Annotated in this window: 24 protein-coding genes; 12 read left to right on the top strand and 12 right to left on the bottom strand. The window is 64.7% G+C overall.

The window, feature by feature from the left end:
* Positions 1–145 precede the first annotated feature (145 nt).
* From ACE10W_RS20280 to ACE10W_RS20270, 3 genes are all read left to right on the top strand, one after another.
* Positions 146–1,093, top strand: a complete 948-nt coding sequence (locus ACE10W_RS20280; RefSeq protein WP_375762713.1) for a hypothetical protein — start codon at positions 146–148, stop codon at positions 1,091–1,093.
* 157 nt (positions 1,094–1,250) lie between these two features.
* Positions 1,251–1,682 carry a MerR family transcriptional regulator gene (locus tag ACE10W_RS20275; RefSeq protein WP_375762712.1) on the top strand — a complete coding sequence of 144 codons (432 nt, stop codon included), beginning with the start codon at positions 1,251–1,253 and terminating at the stop codon, positions 1,680–1,682.
* Positions 1,615–2,034, top strand: coding sequence for a carboxymuconolactone decarboxylase family protein (locus ACE10W_RS20270; RefSeq protein ID WP_038967418.1), 420 nt, complete (start codon positions 1,615–1,617; stop codon positions 2,032–2,034). The genes ACE10W_RS20275 and ACE10W_RS20270 overlap by 68 nt, the downstream gene beginning before the upstream one ends.
* A 242-nt stretch (positions 2,035–2,276) precedes the next feature.
* Here ACE10W_RS20270 and rimO read toward each other — a convergent pair whose 3' ends face one another.
* On the bottom strand, positions 2,277–3,596 hold the full coding sequence (gene rimO / locus ACE10W_RS20265) for a 30S ribosomal protein S12 methylthiotransferase RimO (RefSeq protein ID WP_375762711.1): 1,320 nt from the start codon (positions 3,594–3,596) through the stop codon (positions 2,277–2,279).
* Positions 3,597–3,787: 191 nt separating this feature from the next.
* Here rimO and ACE10W_RS20260 point away from each other — a divergent pair, with 191 nt between their 5' ends.
* The 6 genes from ACE10W_RS20260 to ACE10W_RS20235 all read left to right on the top strand — a co-directional run bounded on the left by ACE10W_RS20260 (position 3,788) and on the right by ACE10W_RS20235 (position 10,560).
* Positions 3,788–4,351, top strand: coding sequence for a hypothetical protein (locus ACE10W_RS20260; protein WP_375762710.1), 564 nt, complete (start codon positions 3,788–3,790; stop codon positions 4,349–4,351).
* A gap of 239 nt (positions 4,352–4,590) precedes the next feature.
* Positions 4,591–5,181, top strand: coding sequence for an ANTAR domain-containing response regulator (locus ACE10W_RS20255; RefSeq protein ID WP_011087344.1), 591 nt, complete (start codon positions 4,591–4,593; stop codon positions 5,179–5,181).
* Positions 5,178–6,344: a CmpA/NrtA family ABC transporter substrate-binding protein gene (locus ACE10W_RS20250; protein ID WP_375762709.1), complete on the top strand. Its 1,167-nt coding sequence runs from the start codon at positions 5,178–5,180 to the stop codon at positions 6,342–6,344. The genes ACE10W_RS20255 and ACE10W_RS20250 overlap by 4 nt, the downstream gene beginning before the upstream one ends.
* Before the next feature lie 334 nt (positions 6,345–6,678).
* Positions 6,679–8,460 (top strand): NirA family protein, encoded by a 1,782-nt coding sequence (locus ACE10W_RS20245; RefSeq protein ID WP_375762708.1) that lies wholly within the window; start codon positions 6,679–6,681, stop codon positions 8,458–8,460.
* Positions 8,457–10,076 (top strand): sulfite reductase subunit alpha, encoded by a 1,620-nt coding sequence (locus tag ACE10W_RS20240; protein WP_375762707.1) that lies wholly within the window; start codon positions 8,457–8,459, stop codon positions 10,074–10,076. The genes ACE10W_RS20245 and ACE10W_RS20240 overlap by 4 nt, the downstream gene beginning before the upstream one ends.
* Positions 10,077–10,407: 331 nt before the next feature.
* Positions 10,408–10,560, top strand: coding sequence for a hypothetical protein (locus ACE10W_RS20235; RefSeq protein WP_014495196.1), 153 nt, complete (start codon positions 10,408–10,410; stop codon positions 10,558–10,560).
* Here the strand turns inward: ACE10W_RS20235 and ACE10W_RS20230 are convergent, their stop codons facing one another.
* Genes ACE10W_RS20230 through pxpB form a run of 3 tightly spaced genes read right to left on the bottom strand, consistent with a single transcriptional unit; the run spans position 10,561 to position 13,127 of the window.
* Positions 10,561–11,331 (bottom strand): LamB/YcsF family protein, encoded by a 771-nt coding sequence (locus tag ACE10W_RS20230; protein ID WP_375762706.1) that lies wholly within the window; start codon positions 11,329–11,331, stop codon positions 10,561–10,563.
* Positions 11,332–11,361: 30 nt separating this feature from the next.
* The gene (locus tag ACE10W_RS20225; protein WP_304565058.1) at positions 11,362–12,399 is read right to left on the bottom strand and encodes a biotin-dependent carboxyltransferase family protein; all 1,038 of its coding nucleotides are present in this window, start codon (positions 12,397–12,399) and stop codon (positions 11,362–11,364) included.
* Positions 12,396–13,127, bottom strand: coding sequence for a 5-oxoprolinase subunit PxpB (pxpB, locus tag ACE10W_RS20220; protein ID WP_304553486.1), 732 nt, complete (start codon positions 13,125–13,127; stop codon positions 12,396–12,398). The genes ACE10W_RS20225 and pxpB overlap by 4 nt, the downstream gene beginning before the upstream one ends.
* A gap of 248 nt (positions 13,128–13,375) precedes the next feature.
* Here pxpB and ACE10W_RS20215 point away from each other — a divergent pair, with 248 nt between their 5' ends.
* Together ACE10W_RS20215 and ACE10W_RS20210 are read left to right on the top strand one after the other, a co-directional pair.
* Entirely contained in the window at positions 13,376–14,074 is a 699-nt protein-coding gene (locus tag ACE10W_RS20215; RefSeq protein ID WP_011087336.1) for a ribonuclease activity regulator RraA, read from the top strand.
* 16 nt (positions 14,075–14,090) lie between these two features.
* The gene (locus ACE10W_RS20210; RefSeq protein WP_038967426.1) at positions 14,091–14,495 is read left to right on the top strand and encodes a cupin domain-containing protein; all 405 of its coding nucleotides are present in this window, start codon (positions 14,091–14,093) and stop codon (positions 14,493–14,495) included.
* Between the two features lie 57 nt (positions 14,496–14,552).
* On the opposite strand, the gene ACE10W_RS20205 is transcribed toward ACE10W_RS20210, so the two are convergent.
* From ACE10W_RS20205 to ACE10W_RS20195, 3 genes are all read right to left on the bottom strand, one after another.
* Positions 14,553–14,909 (bottom strand): hypothetical protein, encoded by a 357-nt coding sequence (locus ACE10W_RS20205; RefSeq protein WP_028173994.1) that lies wholly within the window; start codon positions 14,907–14,909, stop codon positions 14,553–14,555.
* 181 nt (positions 14,910–15,090) lie between these two features.
* Positions 15,091–15,972 (bottom strand): DUF2147 domain-containing protein, encoded by an 882-nt coding sequence (locus ACE10W_RS20200; protein WP_375762705.1) that lies wholly within the window; start codon positions 15,970–15,972, stop codon positions 15,091–15,093.
* A 233-nt stretch (positions 15,973–16,205) separates the two neighbouring features.
* Positions 16,206–16,988, bottom strand: a complete 783-nt coding sequence (locus ACE10W_RS20195; RefSeq protein WP_011087332.1) for a transporter substrate-binding domain-containing protein — start codon at positions 16,986–16,988, stop codon at positions 16,206–16,208.
* Between the two features lie 114 nt (positions 16,989–17,102).
* On the opposite strand from ACE10W_RS20195, the gene ACE10W_RS20190 reads away from it, so the two are divergent.
* Positions 17,103–17,606, top strand: a complete 504-nt coding sequence (locus tag ACE10W_RS20190; protein WP_038967429.1) for a DUF1993 family protein — start codon at positions 17,103–17,105, stop codon at positions 17,604–17,606.
* 8 nt (positions 17,607–17,614) lie between these two features.
* Here ACE10W_RS20190 and ACE10W_RS20185 read toward each other — a convergent pair whose 3' ends face one another.
* The 5 genes from ACE10W_RS20185 to ACE10W_RS20165 form a co-directional block, all read right to left on the bottom strand.
* Positions 17,615–18,100 (bottom strand): hypothetical protein, encoded by a 486-nt coding sequence (locus tag ACE10W_RS20185; protein WP_028173998.1) that lies wholly within the window; start codon positions 18,098–18,100, stop codon positions 17,615–17,617.
* 169 nt (positions 18,101–18,269) lie between these two features.
* A complete protein-coding gene (locus ACE10W_RS20180; protein WP_375762704.1) occupies positions 18,270–19,259 on the bottom strand; it encodes a hydroxyacid dehydrogenase in 990 nt (329 codons plus the stop codon).
* Positions 19,260–19,293: 34 nt separating this feature from the next.
* Positions 19,294–20,394 (bottom strand): ABC transporter ATP-binding protein, encoded by a 1,101-nt coding sequence (locus ACE10W_RS20175; RefSeq protein ID WP_011087328.1) that lies wholly within the window; start codon positions 20,392–20,394, stop codon positions 19,294–19,296.
* A 6-nt stretch (positions 20,395–20,400) separates the two neighbouring features.
* Positions 20,401–21,312 (bottom strand): carbohydrate ABC transporter permease, encoded by a 912-nt coding sequence (locus ACE10W_RS20170; RefSeq protein WP_060912216.1) that lies wholly within the window; start codon positions 21,310–21,312, stop codon positions 20,401–20,403.
* On the bottom strand, positions 21,312–22,253 hold the full coding sequence (locus ACE10W_RS20165; RefSeq protein ID WP_028174000.1) for a carbohydrate ABC transporter permease: 942 nt from the start codon (positions 22,251–22,253) through the stop codon (positions 21,312–21,314). The genes ACE10W_RS20170 and ACE10W_RS20165 overlap by 1 nt, the downstream gene beginning before the upstream one ends.
* Between the last annotated feature and the right edge of the window lie 66 nt (positions 22,254–22,319).

Below are 22,319 nucleotides of genomic sequence, written 5' to 3'. Positions count from 1 at the left end.
AACCTCGTGATTGTATTTCATCGATAGCCGCGCAGAAACCATTGAGCCTCTGGCGCGTTTGTGATCGAAGGACGCGAATTGGTTCGAACCGGACGCTGGTCCGTTGAGACCAACACTGGCGTGACCAACCAGACAGTATTCAGCCTTGTCCGATACGCCTTACCCGATCGACCTCGACAGCATTCGCGGCGCATTTCCGCCGGGCATCGAAGCGCCATCCCTGCTTGTCGATTTCGCCGATTGGCTGAACGGGCGCCCGTGGGGCAGCGTCGGCCGCTTCTCCCTGCAAGGCCAGTTCTCCGATCATGCGCCGATCGTCGACGGTAGTCCCCTGCGCGACAGGTTTTCGTTGTTCATGCGACTTCCGGACGGCTCGGCCGTCGGCGGGTGGTACGGTGCCGGTCTCGACCGGGACAATCCGCCGATCGTCGGTCTGGGGTCGGAGGGCGACTACGAGCTGCTGGCGCCGAGCCTTGACGGTCTGCTCGCAAAACTGACGTCTCAGCAATTCGGTAACGCCTGGAGCGACCTGCTGCCGCATGACGAGGTCGAGTGTCAGACGGTCGAGCTTGCGCGGTGGCTCGCCGGGCGGCCGGCTGGCGAGCCGATGACGCCGGACGACGCATCGTCGGAGCTTCCCGACTTTCGCGGCTTCGTGGAAAAATGGAGCCGGGATCGCGAGGACTATTGGGCCAATCACCGCCTGATGGCCGAGCTCGGCTGGCGGTTGGCTGCGCATCTACCGAAGGGGAAGAAGCCCTGGGACAAGACGAACTTCGAGGTCGCGATATCGGGCGCGCAGTATCAGGCGCGCGTCCTCACGCGTGGACCGCAGCCGTTCGAGGAAGCTTCTTCGATCGAATCCCTGCTACGCGACCTGCGCGAAGAGATGCGCCGCGCACAGCCCGAGCTCGGGTTGTGGTACGCGATGAGTTTCGGGCTCTACGCCGACGGCCGCGTCATGCCGAACTTCGAATACGATCTGCGCCCGACCATCGACGGCGAGCCCGCGCTGCTATCAGAGGCGAAGGCCGATCTCGTCCGCGCCCCGCGCCCGGAGCGCTGGGTGCCGAAATGGCTGGCGGCATCCTGAAGCTCGGAATCCCGCGATGCTGCCGCCCAGCCGGCGCGACGAAATCTTCTGCTGTCGTGCCATCTTGACCTCGCGGGAACGGCACCTTCGATCCCCCTTGACTTAGAGTGCGCTCGAAGGGGTATCTGTACGTGCGTCAGTACGAGAACGGGCACACATGAAGATCGGCGACCTCGCAAAACGAACCGGCTTGTCGACTCACACGTTGCGTTATTATGAGCGCATCGGGCTGCTGCCATACGCAGACCGGGATCGTTCCGGCCAGCGTGACTTTGACGCATCGATCCTCACATGGATCGAATTCCTCGGTCGGCTCAAGACCACGGGAATGCCGATCCGGGACATGTTGCGTTATGCGGCGCTTCGTGATGAAGGCGAAGCCACCGGGCCAGCCCGGCGGCAGATGCTGGAAATCCACCGGGAACAGGTTCGCACGGAGATTGCCGAACTCCAGGAATGCCTGCTCGTCCTTGATACCAAGATCGCCGGCTATGCCGGCGGCGAACAGAGGACGAAGGAAAATGACGCACGCCCAAACACAAGCCGAAAGCCGCTTCGATCGCGGCCAGCGGGCCCTGTCGCGCATTGACGGCAGAGCCGGCGAAAAGGTCGTCGCCTCACTCGCCGACATCGCTCCGGATTTCGCACGATACGTGATCGAGTTTCCCTTCGGCGACATTTACAGCCGCCCGGATCTCGGCCTGCGCGATCGAGAGATCGCGACGATCGCCGCGCTGACGGCGCTCGGAAATGCCGCGCCTCAGCTCAAAGTGCATATCGAGGCGGGTCTGAACGTCGGGCTGTCTCGCGACGAGATCGTGGAGATCATCATGCAGATGGCCGTCTATGCGGGCTTCCCGGCGGCGGTGAACGGGCTGTTCGCAGCCAAGGAGGTGTTTTCCGCGCATGACGGACGGCAGGGGTCGGGAGAAGCGACATGACGTCATCGCGAGCGCGGCAAAGGCGATAGCGGACCTGTCATCCCCGCGCGAGCGCGTAGCGCTCGTCGCTGGAGGTGCGAGGCTTGCGACGCAAACGCATCGCGAACGGAGCCTCGAAGGATGAGCTGACGGGATGCAGCCGGGCCGTCGTCCTTCGAGGCTCGCTCTACGGCGCGATTGCGCCGCAGAGCAGGCTCCTCAGGATGACGGTGATGAAGTGGAAGGCGCTGTCGTCAGTGCTCTCAGAACCCCGCGACGCTGCCGTGCAGGTCGTATTGGTCGGCGCGCTCGATCTTTGCCGTGACGATCTCGCCGACGCGCAAGGGGCGGCGGCTCGACAGGTAGACCGCGCCGTCGATCTCGGGCGCATCGGCCTTCGACCGGCCCCGGGCAACGGTCGGGCCGACCTCGTCGATGATGATCTGCTGGCGCGTGCCGACCTTGCGCTTCAGCCTGCGCGCCGAGATCTTCTGCTGGCGCGCCATCAGCGCGTTGAAGCGCTCCTGCTTGACCTCTTCCGGCACGGGATTGGCGATCGCATTCGACGTCGCACCGGCAACCGGCTCGTATTTGAAGCAGCCGAGGCGGTCGATCTCGGCTTCGTCGAGCCAGTCGAGCAGATAGGCAAAGTCCGCGTCGGTCTCGCCGGGGAAGCCGACGATGAAGGTCGAGCGCAGGGCGAGATCAGGGCATTCCTCGCGCCAGCGCTTGATCCGCGCCAGCGTCTTGTCCTGCGCCGCCGGGCGCTTCATCGCCTTCAGCACCTCGGGGCTCGCATGCTGGAACGGGATGTCGAGATAGGGCAGCACCGTACCTTGCGTCATCAGCGCGATGACCTCGTCGACATGCGGGTAGGGGTAGACATATTGCAGCCGGACCCAGGCCCCGAGCTCGCCGAGCTCGCGCGCGAGGTCGAGGAATTTGGCGCGGACCTGGCGGTCCTTCCACGGGCTCTCGGCGTATTTCAGGTCGACGCCATAGGCCGAGGTGTCCTGCGAGATCACCAGCAGCTCCTTGACGCCGGCGCCGACCAGCCGCTCGGCCTCGCGCAGCACGTCATTGGCCGGGCGCGAGACCAGATCGCCGCGCAGCTTCGGGATGATGCAGAAGGTGCAGCGGTTGTTGCAGCCTTCGGAGATCTTCAAATAGGCGTAGTGCCGCGGCGTCAGCTTGATGCCCTGCGGCGGCACCAGGTCGAGATGCGGATTGTGCGCCGGCGGCAGCGCGCGGTGGACCGCGTCCAGCACGCTCTCATATTGCTGCGGGCCGGTGATGGAGAGCACGCCGGGATAGGCCTGCTCGATCTGCTCGGGCTCGGCGCCCATGCAACCCGTCACGATCACCTTGCCGTTCTCGGCCATGGCCTCGCCGATCGCCGATAGCGATTCCTGCTTGGCGCTGTCGAGGAAGCCGCAGGTGTTGACGATGACGATGTCGGCCCCGTCATGCTTGCGGGCGAGCTCGTAGCCCTCGGCGCGCAGGCGCGTGATGATGCGCTCGGAATCCACCAATGCCTTGGGACAACCGAGTGACGTGAATGAAATGCGGGGCGCTCTGTCCATTGTATCGCCTGGAGCCTAGATCTGAATTGTCCGGATTTAGCGATCCAAGTAATTGAACCGATGGCGAAATTCAATAACTAACCTATGGACCGGTTCCGATCGTGTGAGTGGAGGAGCCGAGATGGATTGCTCCAACGTGCACGTTTTCGTTGTTATTCTGTTCTTGCGTATTTCCACGGAGCTAGACTGCGATGCGCCGCTTCATCTTCAGCATGGTTTTCGCTGTTATTTCCTGGAGCGCGATGTTTCCGGCGCGGGCTGAAGTCGACAAGATCTTACGTGTTTGCGACGGACAAAAAGGCCTGTGTCCGGAATTCAGGCCGCGCGTGAAGGCGCCCGACGGGTGGGCGAGGGACGAGGCCGCAAGCCTCAAATACGGCGCCTCAATGTTCGTGCCCAGGGGGAAGGGATTCGGTAACGCCGAAGCAATCATCTATGCCGAAGGCCGCTACAACAAGGATCGAACCGAACTGGTTCAATGGGTGGCAACGAGCGATCAGGATTGGGCGGCGACGTCCGGCAAGAATGCCAAGATCACCTCGCTTCCCTCGGCCAGCCCCGGTGTCATCATCAACCGGTACGACAATCCGTCCCTGAAGGACCAACCGGTCGAAGTGATCGCGCATTACGTTGATGTCGACAAGGACGGCAACTCCTATGTCGTGCGGCTGGCGGTCTCCGGCAAGAACGAGGGTGCGGTGTTGGCCGCCGTGCCACTCCTCGATAAAATGATCGCTGGCGCGAGGATTCCGTAAGAGCGTAAGCCCACCAGATGGCAGCTGCCGTCGGGCGGGAGTGGGCGGCTTTGAAAGTTTACATTCGTTGTCTCAGGAGTATCCGAGGGACACGAAGCTGACCTTGGGCGCAGCCGTCTCTTGCATATCTCTTGATCTGCCTGATTGATCGGCAGCAGCTAGTCCTAAATGCGGTCAATTACAACCCTTTGCAGGGCGTTCCGGCGTGCTATGGATGAATCACCTGACGTGAGTGAGCCATGAGCGCCGAACAGTCGCCCAAAATCGTGATCGTCGACGAAAGCCCGATCCGGGCCGCGATCCTCGAGGAGGGGTTGCGGGAGGCCGGATTCACGCAGGTCGCCCATATCCGCGAGATGCAGAGCCTGCTGGCCCGTATTTATGCGGTCGATCCCGACATCATCCTGATCGATCTGGAAAACCCCAGCCGCGACGTGCTGGAGGCGATGTTCCAGGTCAGCCGCGCCGTGCGCCGGCCGATCGCGATGTTCGTCGACCAGAGCGATTCAGCCTCGATCCAGGCCTCGGTCGAGGCCGGAGTATCCGCCTACATCGTCGACGGGCTGAAGAAGGAGCGCATCAAGCCGATCCTCGACCTCTGCGTGTCCCGCTTCAACGCCTTCGCCAAGCTTCAGGAGGAACTCGAGCGCACCAAGTCGCAGCTCGAGGACCGCAAGATCATCGAGCGCGCCAAGGGCATCTTGATGAAGGTGAAGGGCCTCACCGAGGACGAGGCCTATGTGCTGCTGCGCTCCACCGCGATGCGCGAGAAGAAGAAAATCGGCGAGATCGCCCAGTCGATCATCACCGCGTCGGAGATGCTGAAATGACCGGACCGCTCCGCATCGGGTTCATTCCGCTGGTCGATGCCGCCGCCCTGATCGTCGCCGTCGACAAGGGCTTTACCGCCGCCGAAGGCCTCGACGTCGAGCTGGTGCGCGAGGTCTCCTGGTCCAACGTCCGCGACAAGCTCAATATCGGCCTGTTCGACGCCGCTCATCTGCTGGCGCCCGTGGCGATCGCGTCCTCGCTCGGGCTCGGCCACGTCAAGGTGCCGATCGCCGCGCCCTTCAATCTCGGCATCAACGGCAACGCGATCACGGTGTCGCCGACGCTCCATGCCGCGCTGATGGAGGAGATCGACGGCGACCGCTTCGATCCGCTCGTTACGGCGAAAGCGCTGGCTCGGGTGGTCGCCAGGCGGCGCAAGCTAGGTGCCGATCCGCTGACCTTCGGCATGACCTTTCCGTTCTCGACCCACAATTACCAATTGCGGTTCTGGATGGCGGCGGCCGGCGTTGATCCCGACGAGGATGTGCGGCTGGTGGTGTTGCCGCCGCCCTACATGGTGGACAGCCTCGCGAACGGCCATGTCGATGCGTTCTGCGTCGGCGCGCCCTGGAATTCGATCGCGGTCGATCTCGGCATCGGCCACATCCTGCATTTCGTCTCGGACATCCTCGTCCACGCGGCGGAGAAGGTGCTGGCGGTCCGCCAGACCTGGGCAGACAAGAATCCGGACGTGGTCGCTAGCCTCGTGCGCGCGGCGGTGAAGGCCGCCGAGTTCATCGAGCATCCGGAGAACCGCATCGAGGCCGCGCGCATCCTGGCGCAGCCGGAGCGGATCGGCGTCGATGCCGAGGTGATCCAGCGCACGCTCACCGGACGCCTGAAGATCTCGCCCGACGGCACCTTCCGCGAAAGCGGCCGTTACCTCCTGGTCGGACGCGAAGGGGCGGGGCGCCCGGATCCGGTCCAGGCCGCCTGGCTCTACGCCCAGATGGTGCGCTGGGGACAGACGGCGCTGGCGCCGGATGGCGTCAAGACGGCGATGGCCGTGTTCAGGCCGGATCTTTATGATGCCGCCCTGGGCAGCCGAGCGGCGCCCAGTGAGGCTCCCGCGGCGTTCGGGGCGTTCGCCGGCCCCGTCTTCGATCCCTACAATATCAGGGGGCATCTCGAGGCCTTCGAAGTCGGCCGCTGGAAGGCCTGATTCGAGCCTGCATCGTTTTTAGGCGCCTGGGCTCTTCGTCTAAATTTTGGGCTGGCTGCTCGAATTTCGTGAGAGTTCCCCGCCCGGGAGTTCCCGGGGGCACTCCTAATGACCTGAAATTGCAGCAATTCTCATTTCGATGAAGCTGGCACGCAACTTGTATGTTGCACTGCGGCCAGCTTGTCACAGACGCCTGCTGAGCCGAGTCCCGCAGCAACGAAGCTGATCGGACCGTTGGGTGCAGAGCAGGCTCTTGAGCCAGCCGAGTGCCTCGCGGGTCGCGCAATTTTCCGTCGATACCACCCCGGTGGCCGCAGGAGCTTCGTTACTGACCATGAAACTCGAAACAGTCTCAGTCGACTTTACCGACGAGCAGAAGCGCTATCTCGAAGGCTTCACGACCGGTCTGCAGATCAGCCGGGTCGGTCGCGGTCTTGGTGGCGGCTCCGGCAAGGCGAATGTCGAGCCGACCGGTCCGGATGCCGTGCACATCAAGGCGCAGGACAAGGTCATCGCCTCGGGCAAGAAGCTCGCCGACCAGGAGAAGTTCAAGCGCGACGAGCATCCTTTCGACGCCTATCCGCGGCTGCGCCAGCAGGCGCTCGACAATGCGCCGCCGAGCCCGGCGGACAATTTCCGCTGGCGCTACTACGGCATCTTCTATGTCGCGCCGACGCAGGACTCCTACATGTGCCGCCTGCGCATCCCGAACGGCATCATGAAGCACTGGCAGTTGTCGGGCCTTGCCGATCTCGCCGAGGATCTCTGCGGGCCGTACAGCCATGTCACGACGCGCGCCAACCTCCAGCTTCGCGAGATCCCGCCGAAGCACGCCGTGAGGCTGATCGAAGGCATCCAGGATCTCGGCCTGTGCTCGCGCGGCTCCGGCGCCGACAACATCCGCAACGTGACCGGGACGCCGACCGCCGGCATCGATCCGCAGGAAATCATCGACACGCGGCCGTTTGCGCGCGAGTGGCACTACCACATCCTCAACGACCGCTCGCTCTACGGCCTGCCGCGCAAGTTCAACGTCGCCTTCGACGGCGCCGGCAGGATCGCGGTGCTGGAAGAGACCAACGACATCGCCTTCACGGCGTTCGAGGTGAAGGACGGGTTCGGCGTCGAGCCCGGGGTCTGGTTCCGGCTCGGCCTCGGCGGCATCACCGGCCACAAGGATTTTGCGAAGTATTCCGGCATCATCGTCAAGCCGGAGCAGGCGACCGCTGTCGCCGATGCCATCGTGCGCGTGTTCATCGACCACGGCGACCGCACCAATCGCAACAAGGCGCGGCTGAAGTATGTGCTCGACGCCATGGGCCATGACGGCTTCCTGAAGCTCGTCGAAGAACGGCTGAAGACGCCATTCACGCGCGTGCCGGAAGAGGCGTTTGCGCCGCGGCCTGCGGCTGACCGCATGGCTCATATCGGCGTGCACAAGCAGAAGCAGGACGGCCTCAACTGGATCGGCGTTTCGCTGACGCTCGGCAAGCTCACCTGTGATCAGATGCGGGGCCTTGCCAAGGTCGCGCGTGACCTCGGCGACGGGGAGATCCGCCTGACGGTCTGGCAGAACCTCTTGATCCCGGGCGTGCGCGACGAGAACGTCGAGCTTGCGATTGCCGCGATCAAGCAGATCGGGCTCGCGGTCGAGGCCTCGCATATCCGCGCCGGCCTGATCGCCTGCACCGGCAATGCCGGCTGCCGATTCGCCGCCTCCAACACCAAACGCCACGCCGCCGAGATCGGCGACTGGTGCGAGCCGCGCGTCGAGATGGACAAGCCGGTCAACATCCACGTCACCGGCTGTCACCATTCCTGCGCGCAGCACTACATCAGCGACATCGGCCTGATCGGAGCGCGGGTGCCGGTGAACGAGGATGACACGGTCGAGGGCTATCACCTCTTCACCGGCGGCGGGTTCGGCCCCGACGCCGACGTCGGGCAGGAGGTCTATCACGACCTCAAGGCCGAGGACGCGCCGAAGACGGTCGAAGCGCTGCTCAAGGCCTATATCGCTCATCGCGCCTCGCCCGACGAAACCTTCCTCTCCTTTGCGCGCCGCCATGACGGCGAGACGCTGCGCAAGCTTGCCGATGCACAGGTGTCCGCATGAACCAGATCACCCCTCCGCCGAAACTCGATATCATTCCCGCCAGCGCCCCGTTCTCCGACGCGCAGCGCTCCTGGCTGAACGGATTCTTTGCCGGGTTGCTGTCGCCTGATGTGGCTACGCCCTTGTCGGCGGAGCAGGGCGCCGCCGTCATGCAAGCCGGCGACGGCGACGATGGCGAAGCGCCATGGCACGACCAGACCATGCCGATCGCCGACCGGATGAAGCTTGCAGAGGGGCGTCCCGTCCGCCGCAAGATGATGGCGGCGATGGCGCAGCAGGATTGCGGCCAGTGCGGCTACAATTGCCACGACTATTCGGAGGCGATCGCCACCCGCAGCGAAGCGCGGCTCAACCTGTGTGTTCCCGGCGGCAAGGAAACCGCGCGGATGCTGAAGTCGCTGTACGAGGAGCTGGACAAGGCGCCGGCGGCGAAGGCGGGCGACAAGGGGGCCGACAAGGCGGATGCGGTGGCAGCGCCGGCCGTGACCGTGACGATCGCAGAGCCGGGCCGCTCGCGCGACAATCCGACCGAGGCGACGTTCCTGTCGCGGCGCCTCCTCAACAAGGGGAAGTCGGAGAAGGAGACCTATCATGTCGAGTTCGATCTCTCCGCGAGCAAGCTCGACTACATCGTCGGCGACAGCTTTGGCGTGTTCGCGCGCAACGATGTCGGCCTCGTCGACCAGATCATCGCACTGCTCGGCGCTTCCCACACCACCAAGGTGAACGGCAAGACACTGCGCGAGGTGCTGATCGACGACGTCTCGCTGTCGCCGGCGCCTGACTCGCTGTTCGAGCTGATCTCCTTCATCACCGGGGGCGCGCAGCGCGAAAAGGCGCGGGCGCTGGCGCAGGGCGAGGATCCCGATGGCGACGCCGCCACGCTGGACGTGATGGCGGCGCTCCAGAAGTTTTCCGGCATACGGCCGCATCCCGAAGCCTTCGTCGAGGCGCTGGAGCCGCTCCAGCCGCGGCTCTATTCGATCTCGTCCTCGCACAATGCGACGCCGGGAAAACTTTCGCTGACGGTCGATTCCGTGCGCTATGTGATCGGCAAGCGCAAACGCATCGGCGTTGCCTCGACCTTCCTCGGCGAGCGCATCGCTGAGGGCGAGAAGCTCAAGGTCTATGTGCAGAAGGCGCATGGTTTCGGCCTGCCGCAGGACCCGAAGACGCCGGTTATCATGATCGGCCCCGGCACCGGCATCGCGCCGTTCCGCGCCTTCCTGCTCGACCGCAAGGCGACCGGTGCGCCGGGCAAGAACTGGCTGTTCTTCGGCCACCAGCGCAGCGATTGCGACTTCTTCTACCAGGAAGAGCTCAACGCGATGAAGACCTCGGGCCTGCTCACGCGCATGTCGCTGGCCTGGTCGCGCGACGGCGAGAAGAAGTTCTACGTGCAGGACCGCATGCGCGAAGTCGGCCGCGAATTGTGGACCTGGCTCGCCGAGGGCGCGCATCTCTACATCTGCGGCGATGCCAAGCGCATGGCCAAGGACGTCGAGCGTGCGCTGGTCGATATCGTCGCCCAGTTCGGGGCGCGCTCGACCGACGAAGCCGTCAGCTTTGTCGCCGAGCTCAAGAAGACCGGCCGCTTCCAGGCTGACGTCTACTAAGGCGCGACAAGATCAGCGTGAATCGTCCCGGCGGAGCAAGCGCCGGGCGTCACGCCGAGTTCGCGCTTCTACTGTGCATGGGGTTGTTTTCGCCATTTTTGTTTGGACCGGGTCCAGGGCCTAAAGGCCGGCTGTCATCCCGCCGTCATCCGGGCCGGTTCCAACTGGCTCGGATCTTAACGAATAAGATTCTCGGAACCCGCGTGTGAAGAGAATTTGCACCTGCGACGGGGCGCCTTCAGAGAACCGCCATCGCTATTTTCGCCGCCATCTTGCCTCCCGCCAGGGTTGATCCTTCATACTCGCGCAAATGGGGCGTTGGAGATCGATCATGCGCGAACTATCGGCGGAAGCCAGGCTGCACTTCTACGCGCGCTCGCTCTCGCGCCGGACCGGGGCGAGCATGCACCACGTCGGGCTCTACAGCGCCTTCGCGGTCATCGCCGCGATCGTGTTCGGCACGCTGTCGGTGCACCCGTTCTGATCACGCCCCGCGCTTGAACGGCGCGACTTCGATCCCCGCATCCTTCAACGCCTGACGCAAGGTCCGCGCGATCTCGACCGCGCCATGCGTATCGCCGTGGATGCAGACCGTATCCGTCCGCATCTTGATCACCTTGCCCGTCACGGACACCACCGCGCCGTCCTGCACCATGCGCACCACGCGGTCGGCAATCGCCTTGGCATCGTGCAGCACCGCGCCGGGCTTCTTGCGCGAGACGAGATTGCCGTCGTCCTCATAGGCGCGGTCGGCGAACACCTCGTGCACCATCGGCAGATTGGCCGCTTCGCCGGCCTTCACCAGCTTCGAATTGGCGAGCACGACGAAGATCAGGCTGGGATCGACCGCCTTGATGCCGGCGGCAATCGCCTTCGCCGTCATGTCGTCCTCGCAGGCGACGTTGGAGAGCGCGCCATGCGCCTTCACATGCGTGACCTTGTGGCCGGCCGCGGTCGCGATCGCCTGCAAAGCGCCGATCTGGTAGGCGACGAGGTTCTCGATCTCGGAGGCCTTCAGGCCCGCGATCGGATGCCGGCCGAAGCCGTGCAGGTCGCGATATCCTGGGTGCGCGCCGACCAAGACGCCGCGGGCTTTCGCCAGCTCGACCGTCCGGCGCATGATGTCGGGATCGCCGGCATGGAAGCCGCAGGCGACGTTGACCGAGCTTGCCAGCTCGATCATCGCGGCGTCGTTGCCCATCTCCCACGCGCCAAAACCTTCGCCGAGGTCGCAATTGAGATCGATCGTCTTCATGGTTGCTCTCCGCCTCTGGTCGACTTGTCGTTACGGCTCCGCCGTGACCTGCCACGTTCCGGCATCCACCGCGCTGACCGCATAGCCCGCGACGTTAGCATCGCTGAGCGCCTCGATGTTGAGCGCGACGGTGTCGGCGGAGCGGAGGCGATCGGGCAGGCTGCGGATGGCTTGCGCGAATTTGCGCGCCTCGTCCTGGGCCTCCGCCATGCTGACAGCCTTGAAGCGGAACGCGGTCCCCGCCGAGGTCTGCGCCAGACGGCCGACATCGGCCGTGATCACGGTTGCGATCTTCGGATAGCCGCCGGAGGTGCCGCGGTCCATCATCAGCGCGATCGGCGAGCCGTTGCCGGGCACCTGGATGCTGCCGTTGACGGTGCCGTCGGAGACGATGTTGTGGCCGTGCAGGTGCTTGATCGCGGGGCCTTCGAGCCGGTAGCCCATGCGGTCTGATGTCGCCGAGATCTTCCACTCGCTGTCCAGGAACAGTGCCTTGTTGGCGTCGTCGAACTCGTCGTCCTGCGGGCCCAGCACGACGCGGATCGGACCGCTCACGGGCTTCGGCAGCTCGATGCGCAGCTCCGCCGCGCCGCTCGCGGCATCGACGCTGAACTCATCACCGGCCTGGAGCGGGCGCGGGTAGGGGCTGCCGAGGCCGGCGCGGGCATTGACCGCGAGGCTGCCGAACACCGGCTCGCCCTTGATCCCGCCTTCGATCGCCAGATAGGTGAAGGCGCCACCGCGGGCGAAACCGAGCGTCAGGGTTTCGCCGTCCTTTAGCGTCACCGATGTGTCCATGGCGACCGGTCGCCCCGCGACGTCGGCATTGCGCGGCGCGCCGGCAATCGCCACGCGCACGGCGCCGTCACGGGCGGTGAAGGTGGCGCCGAACGGGCCGATCTCGACACTGGCCGCGAACGGCTCGTTGCCGACCAGCGTATTCGCGGCCGCGAGCGACAGACGGTCCATCGCCCCGCTCACGGTCAAGCCGTAGCGCTGCGCACCGTGCCGTCCGCCATCCTGGACGGAGCTTGCAGGGCCGATGCTGGCGACGATGAGCCGGCTCATGCGACCACCTGCTCGGCGATGATCTCGCCGGCCTCGGCGGCGCGGTCCTGTTCCTCGAACGTCTTGTGGTCGATGGCGAAAAACGTCACGCGATCACCGGGTTCGGTCAGGAAGGTCGGATTGCGGTGGAGCTGATAGGTCCGCACCGGCGTGCGGCCGAGCAGGTGCCAGCCGCTCGGGGCGGCCAGGCACTGGATTCCGGCCTGGATGCCGCCGATCGAGATCGTGCCGGCCGGCGTCAGCAGCCGCGGGTTCTGCCGCCGCGACATGTGCAGGGATTTGTCCAGGCCGCTGAGATAGGACCAGCCCGGCGTGAAGCCGATCATGGCAACCTTGTAGTCGCCGGCGACGTGCCGGGCGACGATGTCGTCAGGCGTTGTGCTCAGCGCCTTGGCGACATCCTCGAGGTCGATGCCATGCTCGCCGCCATAGGCGACGGGGATGCGCCAGCGGCGCGTCTTGGTGGCCGGCGGCAGCGGCTGGGTCGCGATCGGGAGGATCTTTTCGCCGAGCGCCTCGAAGCCGATCTTGCCGGGATCGTAGTGCACCAGCAGCGAGCGATAGGTCGGCACGGTCTCGGTGATGCCGTCGATGGGGCTTGCCGCGAGCGCCTTGTCGAGTGCCAGCACGCGCTGGTTGGCAGCATCGTCGATGGTGCGGCTGAACTCGACCGTGACGGCGCTGTCGCCACTGGGCAGAAGGCGGGGCGGGGGAAGCGTCGCGGCCATTGAACTGTCAAAGCGCTGTCGAAATCGGGCTTCTCAGGAAACGCGGGCTCAGCCTTGAGTTCCGCTGGTCCCTGCTTCGCGTAAATGCGCCCGCAAGTCCAATAAATTAATGCAAGGGGAAGCGATAAAGCCTTGTTATCGCGTCGCATAACCGCCCTGCGGCCCTGCGTTCTTGGCCCTTGACGGAAAGCGCCCGGCTCGCAAGATGCGCGCGTTCTTTCCCGCCCATCCGGAGCTCGTCTGTTTCCATGTCGCTGTCCCCCGAAGCCCGCAAGACCCTCGCCGGCATCACCACTGCCACCATCACCACGGTCCTGCTGAAGAAGGGCCTGCGTAACGTGTGGATGCGCGGTGCGCGCCCGCTGCGCCCGGGCCTGCCGCGGCTGGTGGGACCTGCCTTCACACTGCGCTTCGTGCCGGCGCGCGAGGATCTGGCGACGCCGGAATCCTGGTCGTCGCCGATCTCGACCCGCACCGCGATCGAGGCGATGCCGGAGGGCTGCATCGCCGTGGTCGATGCCATGGGTATCACCGATGCCGGCATCTTCGGCGACATCCTTTGTGCGCGCATGATGAAGCGCGGCGTCACCGCGCTCGTCACCGACGGCGTCGTGCGTGACGTCGAGGGCGTGCTCGGCACCAATCTTCCGGTCTGGTGCGACGGCTATGCCGCGCCGCCGTCGGTGGCGGGCCTGACCTTCGTTGGCTGGGGCGAGCCGATCGGCTGCGGCGGCGTCGCGGTGTTTCCGAACGATATCGTCGTCGCCGACCAGGACGGCTGCGTGCTGATACCGCAGGCGATGCTCGATCACGTGCTCAACGAGGGCGTCGAGCAGGAGCGGATGGAAGCCTGGATCGTCAACGAGGTGAACAACGGCGCGGTGTTGCCGGGGCTCTATCCCATGAACGCCGAGACCAAGGCGCGTTACGCCGCCAGCAAGAAGTAACAGAAGCGAGGACACTATGGATATCACCGTCGCAGGCACGCGGCCGACCCGCCGCGCGCCCAAGGAAAACTTCACCGGCACCGTGTGGCAGGATCCCGTGATCATGGCGCCCGCGCCAGCACGGCTGAACTGCTCGCGCGTCGCATTCGAGCCCGGCGCGCGCACCAACTGGCATCACCATCCGCTCGGGCAGACGCTCTACGTCATCTCCGGCGTCGGGCGCGTTCAGACCAAGGGCGGACCGGTCCGCGAGATCCGCCCCGGCGACACCGTCTGGATTCCGCCGGGCGAGCTGCACTGGCACGGAGCATCGCCGACCAACGGCATGTGCCACATCGCCATGCAGGAAGCGCTCGACGGCGTCTACTCGACCTGGCTGGAGCCGGTCACCGACGCGGAGTATGGCGCAGCGCTGGGTTAGCGCTCGCGCCCCGGACAAGACGCATCGCCCCACGGCGATGCGTCGGCGATCCGGAGCCTAAATCCGCTCCGCCGTCCACGTGCCGGTGCAAAGGGCCCCGCGCCATGTGCCGGAGCCGGACGTGCCGCTCAGCCGGCCGAAGCCGACTGCACGCTTGATGCCGGTGCTCAAGGTGACGTTGATGCTGCCGGCATCGGCGACGCGGCCGGATGCGGACACCGCGGCGCTGCTCGAGGCGATCTGACCGTTGTTGATGCCGATCGCGACGGTCGCGCCGTTGCCGCAGGTCTCGCTCGATGACGAGATGCGGACGTTCCATGTCCCGTCGAAAGTGCTTGTCGTTGCGCCTGCCTGCGTGAGCGGGAAGGCGATGGCGACAATCGTGGCGAAGAGACCTTTGCGAAAACCGTTCATGACACGCCCCTGGGGTTGACCATGCGGCGATCGTGGCATGGGTTGCGCAACCGGCGATGTGAGGGCTGTCACGCGCGCAGCAGGCTCTGTGAGGTGGCGCACCTCGCGATGACACCGCGGGCAAAAGCAAAGGGGTCCGGATCACGGGCCCCTTGTCTCCGTCAAAGTGTCGAAGCCGAGCTTAGTTCACCCGCGTCCAGGTCTGGCCGCCGCAGAACATGCCGCCGAAGGCGCAGCCCTGCACGCGCAGGCGATCCGTACCCTTCATGGCGATCGTCGAATCGTAGGTCGAGCCGGTGTTGGGATCGAGGATGCGGCCGGACCATTTCTGGTCCTTGCCGGGCTTCATGTTGATCAGGACCTGCTCGCCGTTCTGGTTCGACTTGCTGTCGACCGAATAGCCACAGAGGTTGTTGCCGCATTGCTCGATGCGGACCTTGCCTTCCTTCTCCTCGGTGAGCCAGATGCCGAGCGGCGAATTGAGGTCGCGCGTCGGTGCAGCAGCGGGAGCCGGCGGCGCGACAGCGGCCGACTGAACGGGTGCGGGGGCAGGCGCCGGCGCGGGCGGCGCAGGTGGCGCCGGGGGTGCGGCAGCCACGGTCGGAGCCGGCGGGGGCGGCGCCACGGGAGCCGCCTGCTGCTCGACGGGAGCAGGGGCCGGAGGCGGTGCGGGCGGAGGCACGACGGCCGTATCAGCCGGTGCAGCATTGGCGGTCGCCGACGGCGGAGCAGGTGGCGCGGGAGGCGGTGCGGCCACGACGGGCGGCGCGGGAGCCTGCACGGCTGCGGGCGGCGCTGTGGCAGCGGCCGGTGGAGGCGCCGGAGCAGCCGGGGCTTGCGGATCGGCCTTGGCCTCTTGCGGCGCCTGCTGGCCCGGACTTGTCTCGTTCTTCTTGGCCTTCTTGGCCTTGCCCTGGCCGGTGTTGTCATAGACGCCGGGGATCGACACCGTGCCCCGGTCGGGATCGATGCGGATGGTGCGCCCGCCATATTCGAAGGTGTACTGCGCTTGCGCAGCGGTGCTCGCCAAAAGGAATGCGGCCGTGGCCAACAGCTTCCTCATTTCGCATCTCCTGAACAGATGGTCCCCGGACCGACGCATACGCCCCGGCTCGATCGCAAAAAGTGATCTAGATCACTTTCATCCGTATGAGTCGTGCTCCGGCAGGTTCGGGTTCAATACGCCCGGAACCCGTCCACAATTTGGCCGTAGCAAGCGACAGGAGGACACGGTCCAGAGCCCGTTCCGATGGAATCGGAACGCGCGAACCGATACCCATTTCGCTCGAAGACGCTCTAGTCGAACCAGGCGGCGTAGATCTTCCTGTAGCTGCCGTCCTCCATGGAAATGTGCAGCCACTGGTCGACGAAGGCCTTCAGCGCCATGTCTCGCTGGAGCCAATAGGCCTTCTCGGAGAAGTCGAACGGTTTTTCCGGATGCACCGCGCACAGCACGCCTTGATGCTGCTTCTGCTGGTAGCGCGTCTCGGAAGCGTCCGTCATCATCAAATCGGCATTGCCCTTGGCGATCTCGTCGAAGATCACGGTATTGTCGGCGAAGACGGTGATGTCGGCGTCCTTGATGTTGGCGCGGGCGAAACGCTCGTTGGTGCCGCCGGGATTGACGATGACGCGGGTGCCCTTCTTGTCGATATCAGGGAGCGTCTGGTACTTGCCGACATCGGCGCAGCGCGCGATCGGCGTCTTGCCTTCGCGCATGATCGGCATCGAGAAGAAGCCTTTCCTCTGCCGGTCGAGCGTCACCGAGACGCCGCCCATGGCGATGTCGAACTGGTCGGCCTCGAAATCCTTCATCAGCTTCGGCCAGGCCGTCGGCACGAACTCGACCTTGACGCCCAGCGCCTTGCCGAGCGCCTCCGCCATGTCGACGTCGAAGCCGCTGAACTGCTGCGTGGCCTTGTCCAGATAGGTGAAGGGCTTGTAGTCGCCGGTCATCCCGACACGTAATGTGCCGCGCTTCATGATCTCGTCGAGGCGCGACGGCGCCGCCTGCTGTGCGTGGGCCGAAAGGTTCATCAGCAGCGCCACGGCCAAAGCCGACAGGAATCGAACGGTCATCTCTTCTCCACCCAAGCCCAAGCTGTCATTGTGCAGCTCTTCAGACGTGGATTTAGACCAGATGCCCGTCGCTGGCGAGGCAGAATTGAAAGGAATCCTGAGGTGACGATCTCGATGTACGAGGCCTCGGTCGGCCTCTTTGTGCCGTACTTACGCAACCTGTCCGCGCTGCTCGACAAGGGCGTGGCCTACGCCGAGACCCGCAAATTCAACCCGGCGGTCCTGCTCGGCATGCGCCTCGCACCCAACATGTACGACCTGGCGCAGCAGGTCGGTGAGGCCTGCCGCCATGCAACGGTCGCTCCGGCCTTGCTGGCGCAGCGCGAGCCGGTGACGCTGCCGGCGCTGGAGCACGACATGGCCGGGCTTCAGGCGCGTATCGCAACGTCAATCGAGTTCATCGAGGGCCTGCCGCGGGCCGAGATCGACGCGGCGGCGGAGCTGAATGTCTTCTTCAGGCTGAAGAACGGAACCGAGCTGCCCTTCACCGGGCGGACGCTGCTGCTGACGTTCAGCGTCCCGCAGTTCTTCTTTCACGTCACGACGGCCTACGACCTGTTGCGGCACGCAGGCGTCGAGCTCGTGAAGCGGGATTTTCTCGGGCCCCGCGAGCGCTAGATCGCGCTTTAGGCTTCGCCCTTGCGTTCGAACTCGGCGAGCGAGCTGCGGCCGGCGATCTCGCTGCGCAGCAGCTCGAAACGCCTGTGCGCCTCGTCCTCGTGCGTGTCGACGAAATGCACGGCGGCGTCGCTTGTCATGGGGCCGCTGATGACCGGCGCGGACTGCTCGCCGATGGTCTCGTGGACGTAGTACTGGTCGTCATCGCCGCGATGGACCGTCCATTTGAGGCGGATCGCAACCATCGGCCCGGGACCGACCTTGCTGTAGCCGTCGGCATCGGTGTGCTCCGGCACCAGCGGCTGCTCCTCGACCACCGGATGCTCATCGGCAACCGGATGCTCGTCGACGACCGCATGCTCGTCGACGACCGAATGCTCATCGGCAGCCGCCGTTTCCGTTTCGGCGTCGCGGACGACGAGGACGGGCTCGGGGTGCTCCAGGATGCTGGCGATGGTCGCCAGCGCGTGGTCGGTCGGGTCGATTTCTGCCAAGGGTCCATCCTCCAGCTCGACGTGGCCGGCAAGTCTGTCCCACTGCCGCCGCGGCTCGGCATATTACGCGGGTTTGATTAAGGCTGAGTTGGGGCTCGATCTGCACCAAAATGGGACGCATTCTGGCGTTCCGAAGGCGGGCGGATGGGCCGCCCGCCCTGCGGTCTGCTCAGCCCAGCACGTCCTGATTGATGATGTTCTGCCGGATAGGATCGCCGTCCAGCACACTCAGGATGTTGCGCGCGGTCTGCTCGCTCATGCGCTGGACTGCCTCGACCGTGACGCCGGCGACATGCGGGGCCATGATGACGTTGGGCAGCGCGAACAGCGCATTGCTGACCGGCGGCGGCTCCACCTCGAACACGTCGATGCCGGCGCCGGCGAGCTTTCCGGACGTGAGCGCGTCGTACAGCGCCGCTTCCTTCACGATGCCGCCGCGTGCGGTATTGATGAGATAGGATTTCGGCTTCATCCGGCCGATCCGGGCCGCGTCAAACAGGCCGACCGTTTCCGGCGTCTTCGGACAATGGATGGTGACGAAGTCGGCATGGGGCAACGCAGCGTCGAGATCGGCGACGGGCTCGCAGCCGGCGGCCTTGATCTCGGCGGCGGGCTTGTAGGGATCGTAGACCTGGACCTTCATTTCCATCGCGAGGCAGCGCTTGGCGGTGCGGGTGCCGATGCGACCGAAGCCGATCACCAGGACGGTCTTGCCGTAGAGATCGAACGGCAGCATGCCGAGACGGTCGGCCCATTTGCCGTCCTTGACGCAGGAATGCATCTCCTGCGCGCGTTTTGCCAGTGTCAGCATCATGAACAGCGCCTGCTCGGCGACCGAGGGCGAATTCCCGCTGCCGGCGACCATCAGCGGCACCTTGCGGCGGGAGAGGGCGGGCACGTCAACCGCGTCGTAGCCGACGCCGATCCGTGTCACCACCTTCATGTCCTTCGAGGCCTCAAGCTCGGTCTCGCCGAACGCGGTGGCGCCGAGCGCCACGCCATGGACCGGGGCATGGCTCTTCAACAGGGCCTCAAAATCCTTCGCTGAGATCAGGTTCGCAAATTCGACGAGCTCGATATCGTCTCGCTGGGTGAGGAGGGCGCGGGCCCCTTGCGACAAAGTTTGTGTAACGAAAATCTTCTTCTTGTTGGTCGCCATCGCTCCCCGCCTGCTCGCATTTCTTGGACCTGCGTCACAACACGACGCCGGTGTCTTCGTTTAGCAGGTGCATATTGTTGAGGTCCATCGCCAAACGCATGGGTGCCCCGTCCTTGGCGCCGGCATTGGGATCGACACGGCCGCAGACCGGCGTGCCCTCGAGGCCGAAATAGACCAGGGTCTCCATCCCCATCGGCTCGGTGACGTCGAGCACGGTGTCGAAGCTCTCGACGCCCGGCCCCAGATGCGCATGCGCCTCGGTGAGGTGCTCGGGCCGGAGGCCGAGCAGCAGCTTGTCGGTGCGCGGCAGCGCGTTGTAGCGCGCGGCGCGGGCCGGCGGCAGCGCAAAGGCGATGCGATCGGTGAGGCGGATCTGGAGCGTGCCGCCCACGTCCTCCAGCCGGCACGGGATGAAGTTCATCGCCGGCGAGCCGATGAAGCCCGCGACGAAGCGTGTCGCCGGCTTGTGGTAGAGCTCGTTCGGCGTGCCGATCTGCTCGATGCGCCCCTTGTTCATCACCACCACGCGATCGGCCAGCGTCATCGCCTCGACCTGGTCGTGGGTGACATAGACCGTGGTGGTGCGGACCTTCTGGTGCACCTTCTTGATCTCGATCCGCATCTGCACGCGCAGCTTGGCGTCGAGATTGGACAGCGGCTCGTCGAACAGGAAGACCTTTGGATTGCGCACGATGGCGCGCCCCATCGCGACGCGCTGGCGCTGGCCGCCGGAGAGCTGCTTCGGCTTGCGGTCGATCAGGTCGGTGATGTCGAGGAGCCGTGCGGCTTCCGTCACCCGCGCCTTGATCTCGGCCTTGGGATAGTGCTTCAGGCGCAGTCCGAACGACATGTTCTCGGCGACCGTCATGTGCGGGTAGAGCGCATAGTTCTGGAACACCATCGCGATGTCGCGGTCCTTCGGCGGCACGTCGTTGACGACGTCGCCGCCGATCATGATGTCGCCGTCGCTGATGTCCTCGAGACCTGCGATCATGCGCAGCGTCGTCGACTTGCCGCAGCCCGAGGGGCCCACCAGCACGATGAACTCATGGTCGGCGATATCGAGGTCGATGCCGCGCACGGCTTCGACATCATCGTAACGCTTGACGACCTTACGCAATGCAACGTCAGCCATGAGACATCAACCCTTTGTCGCGCCGGCGGTCAGGCCGGCGATGTAGTAGTCCATCAGGAAGGCGTAGATGACCAGCGGCGGCGCTGCACCGAGCAGCGCGCCGGTCATGATCTGCCCCCAGTTGAAGACGTCGCCCTTGATCAGCGTGGTGGTGATGCCGACCGGCAGCACGAGCTGATCGATCGACGTCGTGAACACCAGGGGATAGAGGAACTGCGCCCAGGACACCGTGAAGGCGAAGATCGTGGCGGCGATCAGCCCGGGCAGGGCCACGGGAATGAAGATCCGTGTCAGGGTCTGCAGCCAGGAGGCGCCGTCGATGAGGGCGGCCTCATCGAGCTCCTTCGGGATCGAGGCGAAATAGCCGATCATGATCCAGGTGCAGAACGGCACGGTCAGCGTCGGATAGATGAACACCAGCACGTACCATCGGTTGAGCAAGGTGATGCCGGTGAAATCCTGGACCACTGCGAGCATCTTGAACAGCGGAATGAACAGAAGGCTGTCCGGGATGAGATAGGTGAGGAACACACCGGTCGCGAGTGTCGCCGAGCCCCAGAATTTCATGCGCGCCAATGCAAACGCCGCCGGGATGCTGATCAGCATCGTGACGATCACGACCACGATCGAGATGATCGACGAATTCCAGAAGAAGCGCAGGAACTGGTTCGAGGTCAGGAGCTCGACATAGTTCGCCAATGTCGGGTGAAAGACCCACCAGGGATTGGTTGCCGCCGAGATCTCCGCGCTGCTCTTGAGGGAGGTGATCAGCATGTAGACCGGCGGCGTCAGGAAGAAGATCGCAAACAGCACCAGGAAGAAGTAGGACCAGCGTAGCGCCCAGGTGCGGTCCCGGCTCATGCTTCCGAGTTTGACCTTGCGGCTCGGTCCAGCCTTGTCGATTGCCAGCGTGCTCATCAGGCTTCGTTCCCGCGTTTGGAGACATCGCGCAGGATGAAGACCGCTGCGACGGCGAGGATGGGCACCATGAACAGCGAGACGCAGGCGCCGAGTGGAATGTCGCTGCTCTGGATGCCGACCTGGAACGCCCAGGTGGCGAACAGATGCGTCTGATCGAGCGGGCCGCCGGAGGTGAGGATGCGCACGATGTCGAAATTGGCGAAGGTGACGATCAGCGAGAACAGCGTCGTGATCGCGATGATGTTGCGCATCATCGGCAGCGTGATGAACCAGATGCGCTGCCACCAGTTCGCGCCGTCGATGGCGGCGGCCTCGTAGAGCTGGTCGGGGACCGATTTCAGCGCGGCGAGGTACATGATCAGGAAGAACGGCGCGCCGTACCAGACGTTGACGAGGATGACGGAGAAGCGCGCCCAGAAGGCGTCACCGAGCCAGGGGATCGGACCGACGCCGAAGAAGGACAGTGTGTAGTTGAAGGCGCTGTAGGAGGGATCGAACAGCCAGAGCCAGGCCAGCGTGCTCATTGCCGGCGGGATGACCCAGGGCACCAGCAGCATGCCGCGCCATTTGCGCTGCTTCTTGCCCGGAATGTTGTGGACAAAATGCGCGACGATGAAGCCGATCAGCGCCTTGAAGATCACGGCGGTAATCGCAAAGATGCAGGACTGCTTCACCACCATCCAGAACGTCTCGCGCTTGAACAGGAAGGTGAAATTGCTGAGGCCTACGAATTTCGTCATCGCCTTGTTCAGCGTCGCCAGGTAGAGCGAATAGAAGGCGGGGTAGAGCACGAACAGTGCGATCAGAAGGATCAGCGGCAGCGTCAGGAAGAACGCCACGGTCGATTTCCGACCCATTACATTGCGCAGGCTCGCGTTCTTTTTGCGCGGGCTCCCGGCACGAGCGAGGCGACCTTGCTCAACGACGACATCGGCCATGGGTCAAACTTTCTGGTCAGGCTTTCTTGCGAAAGATTCAACGGTGAAGCCGGCGACCGGTCGGCT

The organism is Bradyrhizobium sp. B025, from assembly GCF_042257955.1.
GTDB lineage: Bacteria > Pseudomonadota > Alphaproteobacteria > Rhizobiales > Xanthobacteraceae > Bradyrhizobium > Bradyrhizobium diazoefficiens.
The sequence above is the reverse complement of the archived record's forward strand: the minus strand, read 5'-3'. Positions and strand labels throughout refer to the sequence as shown.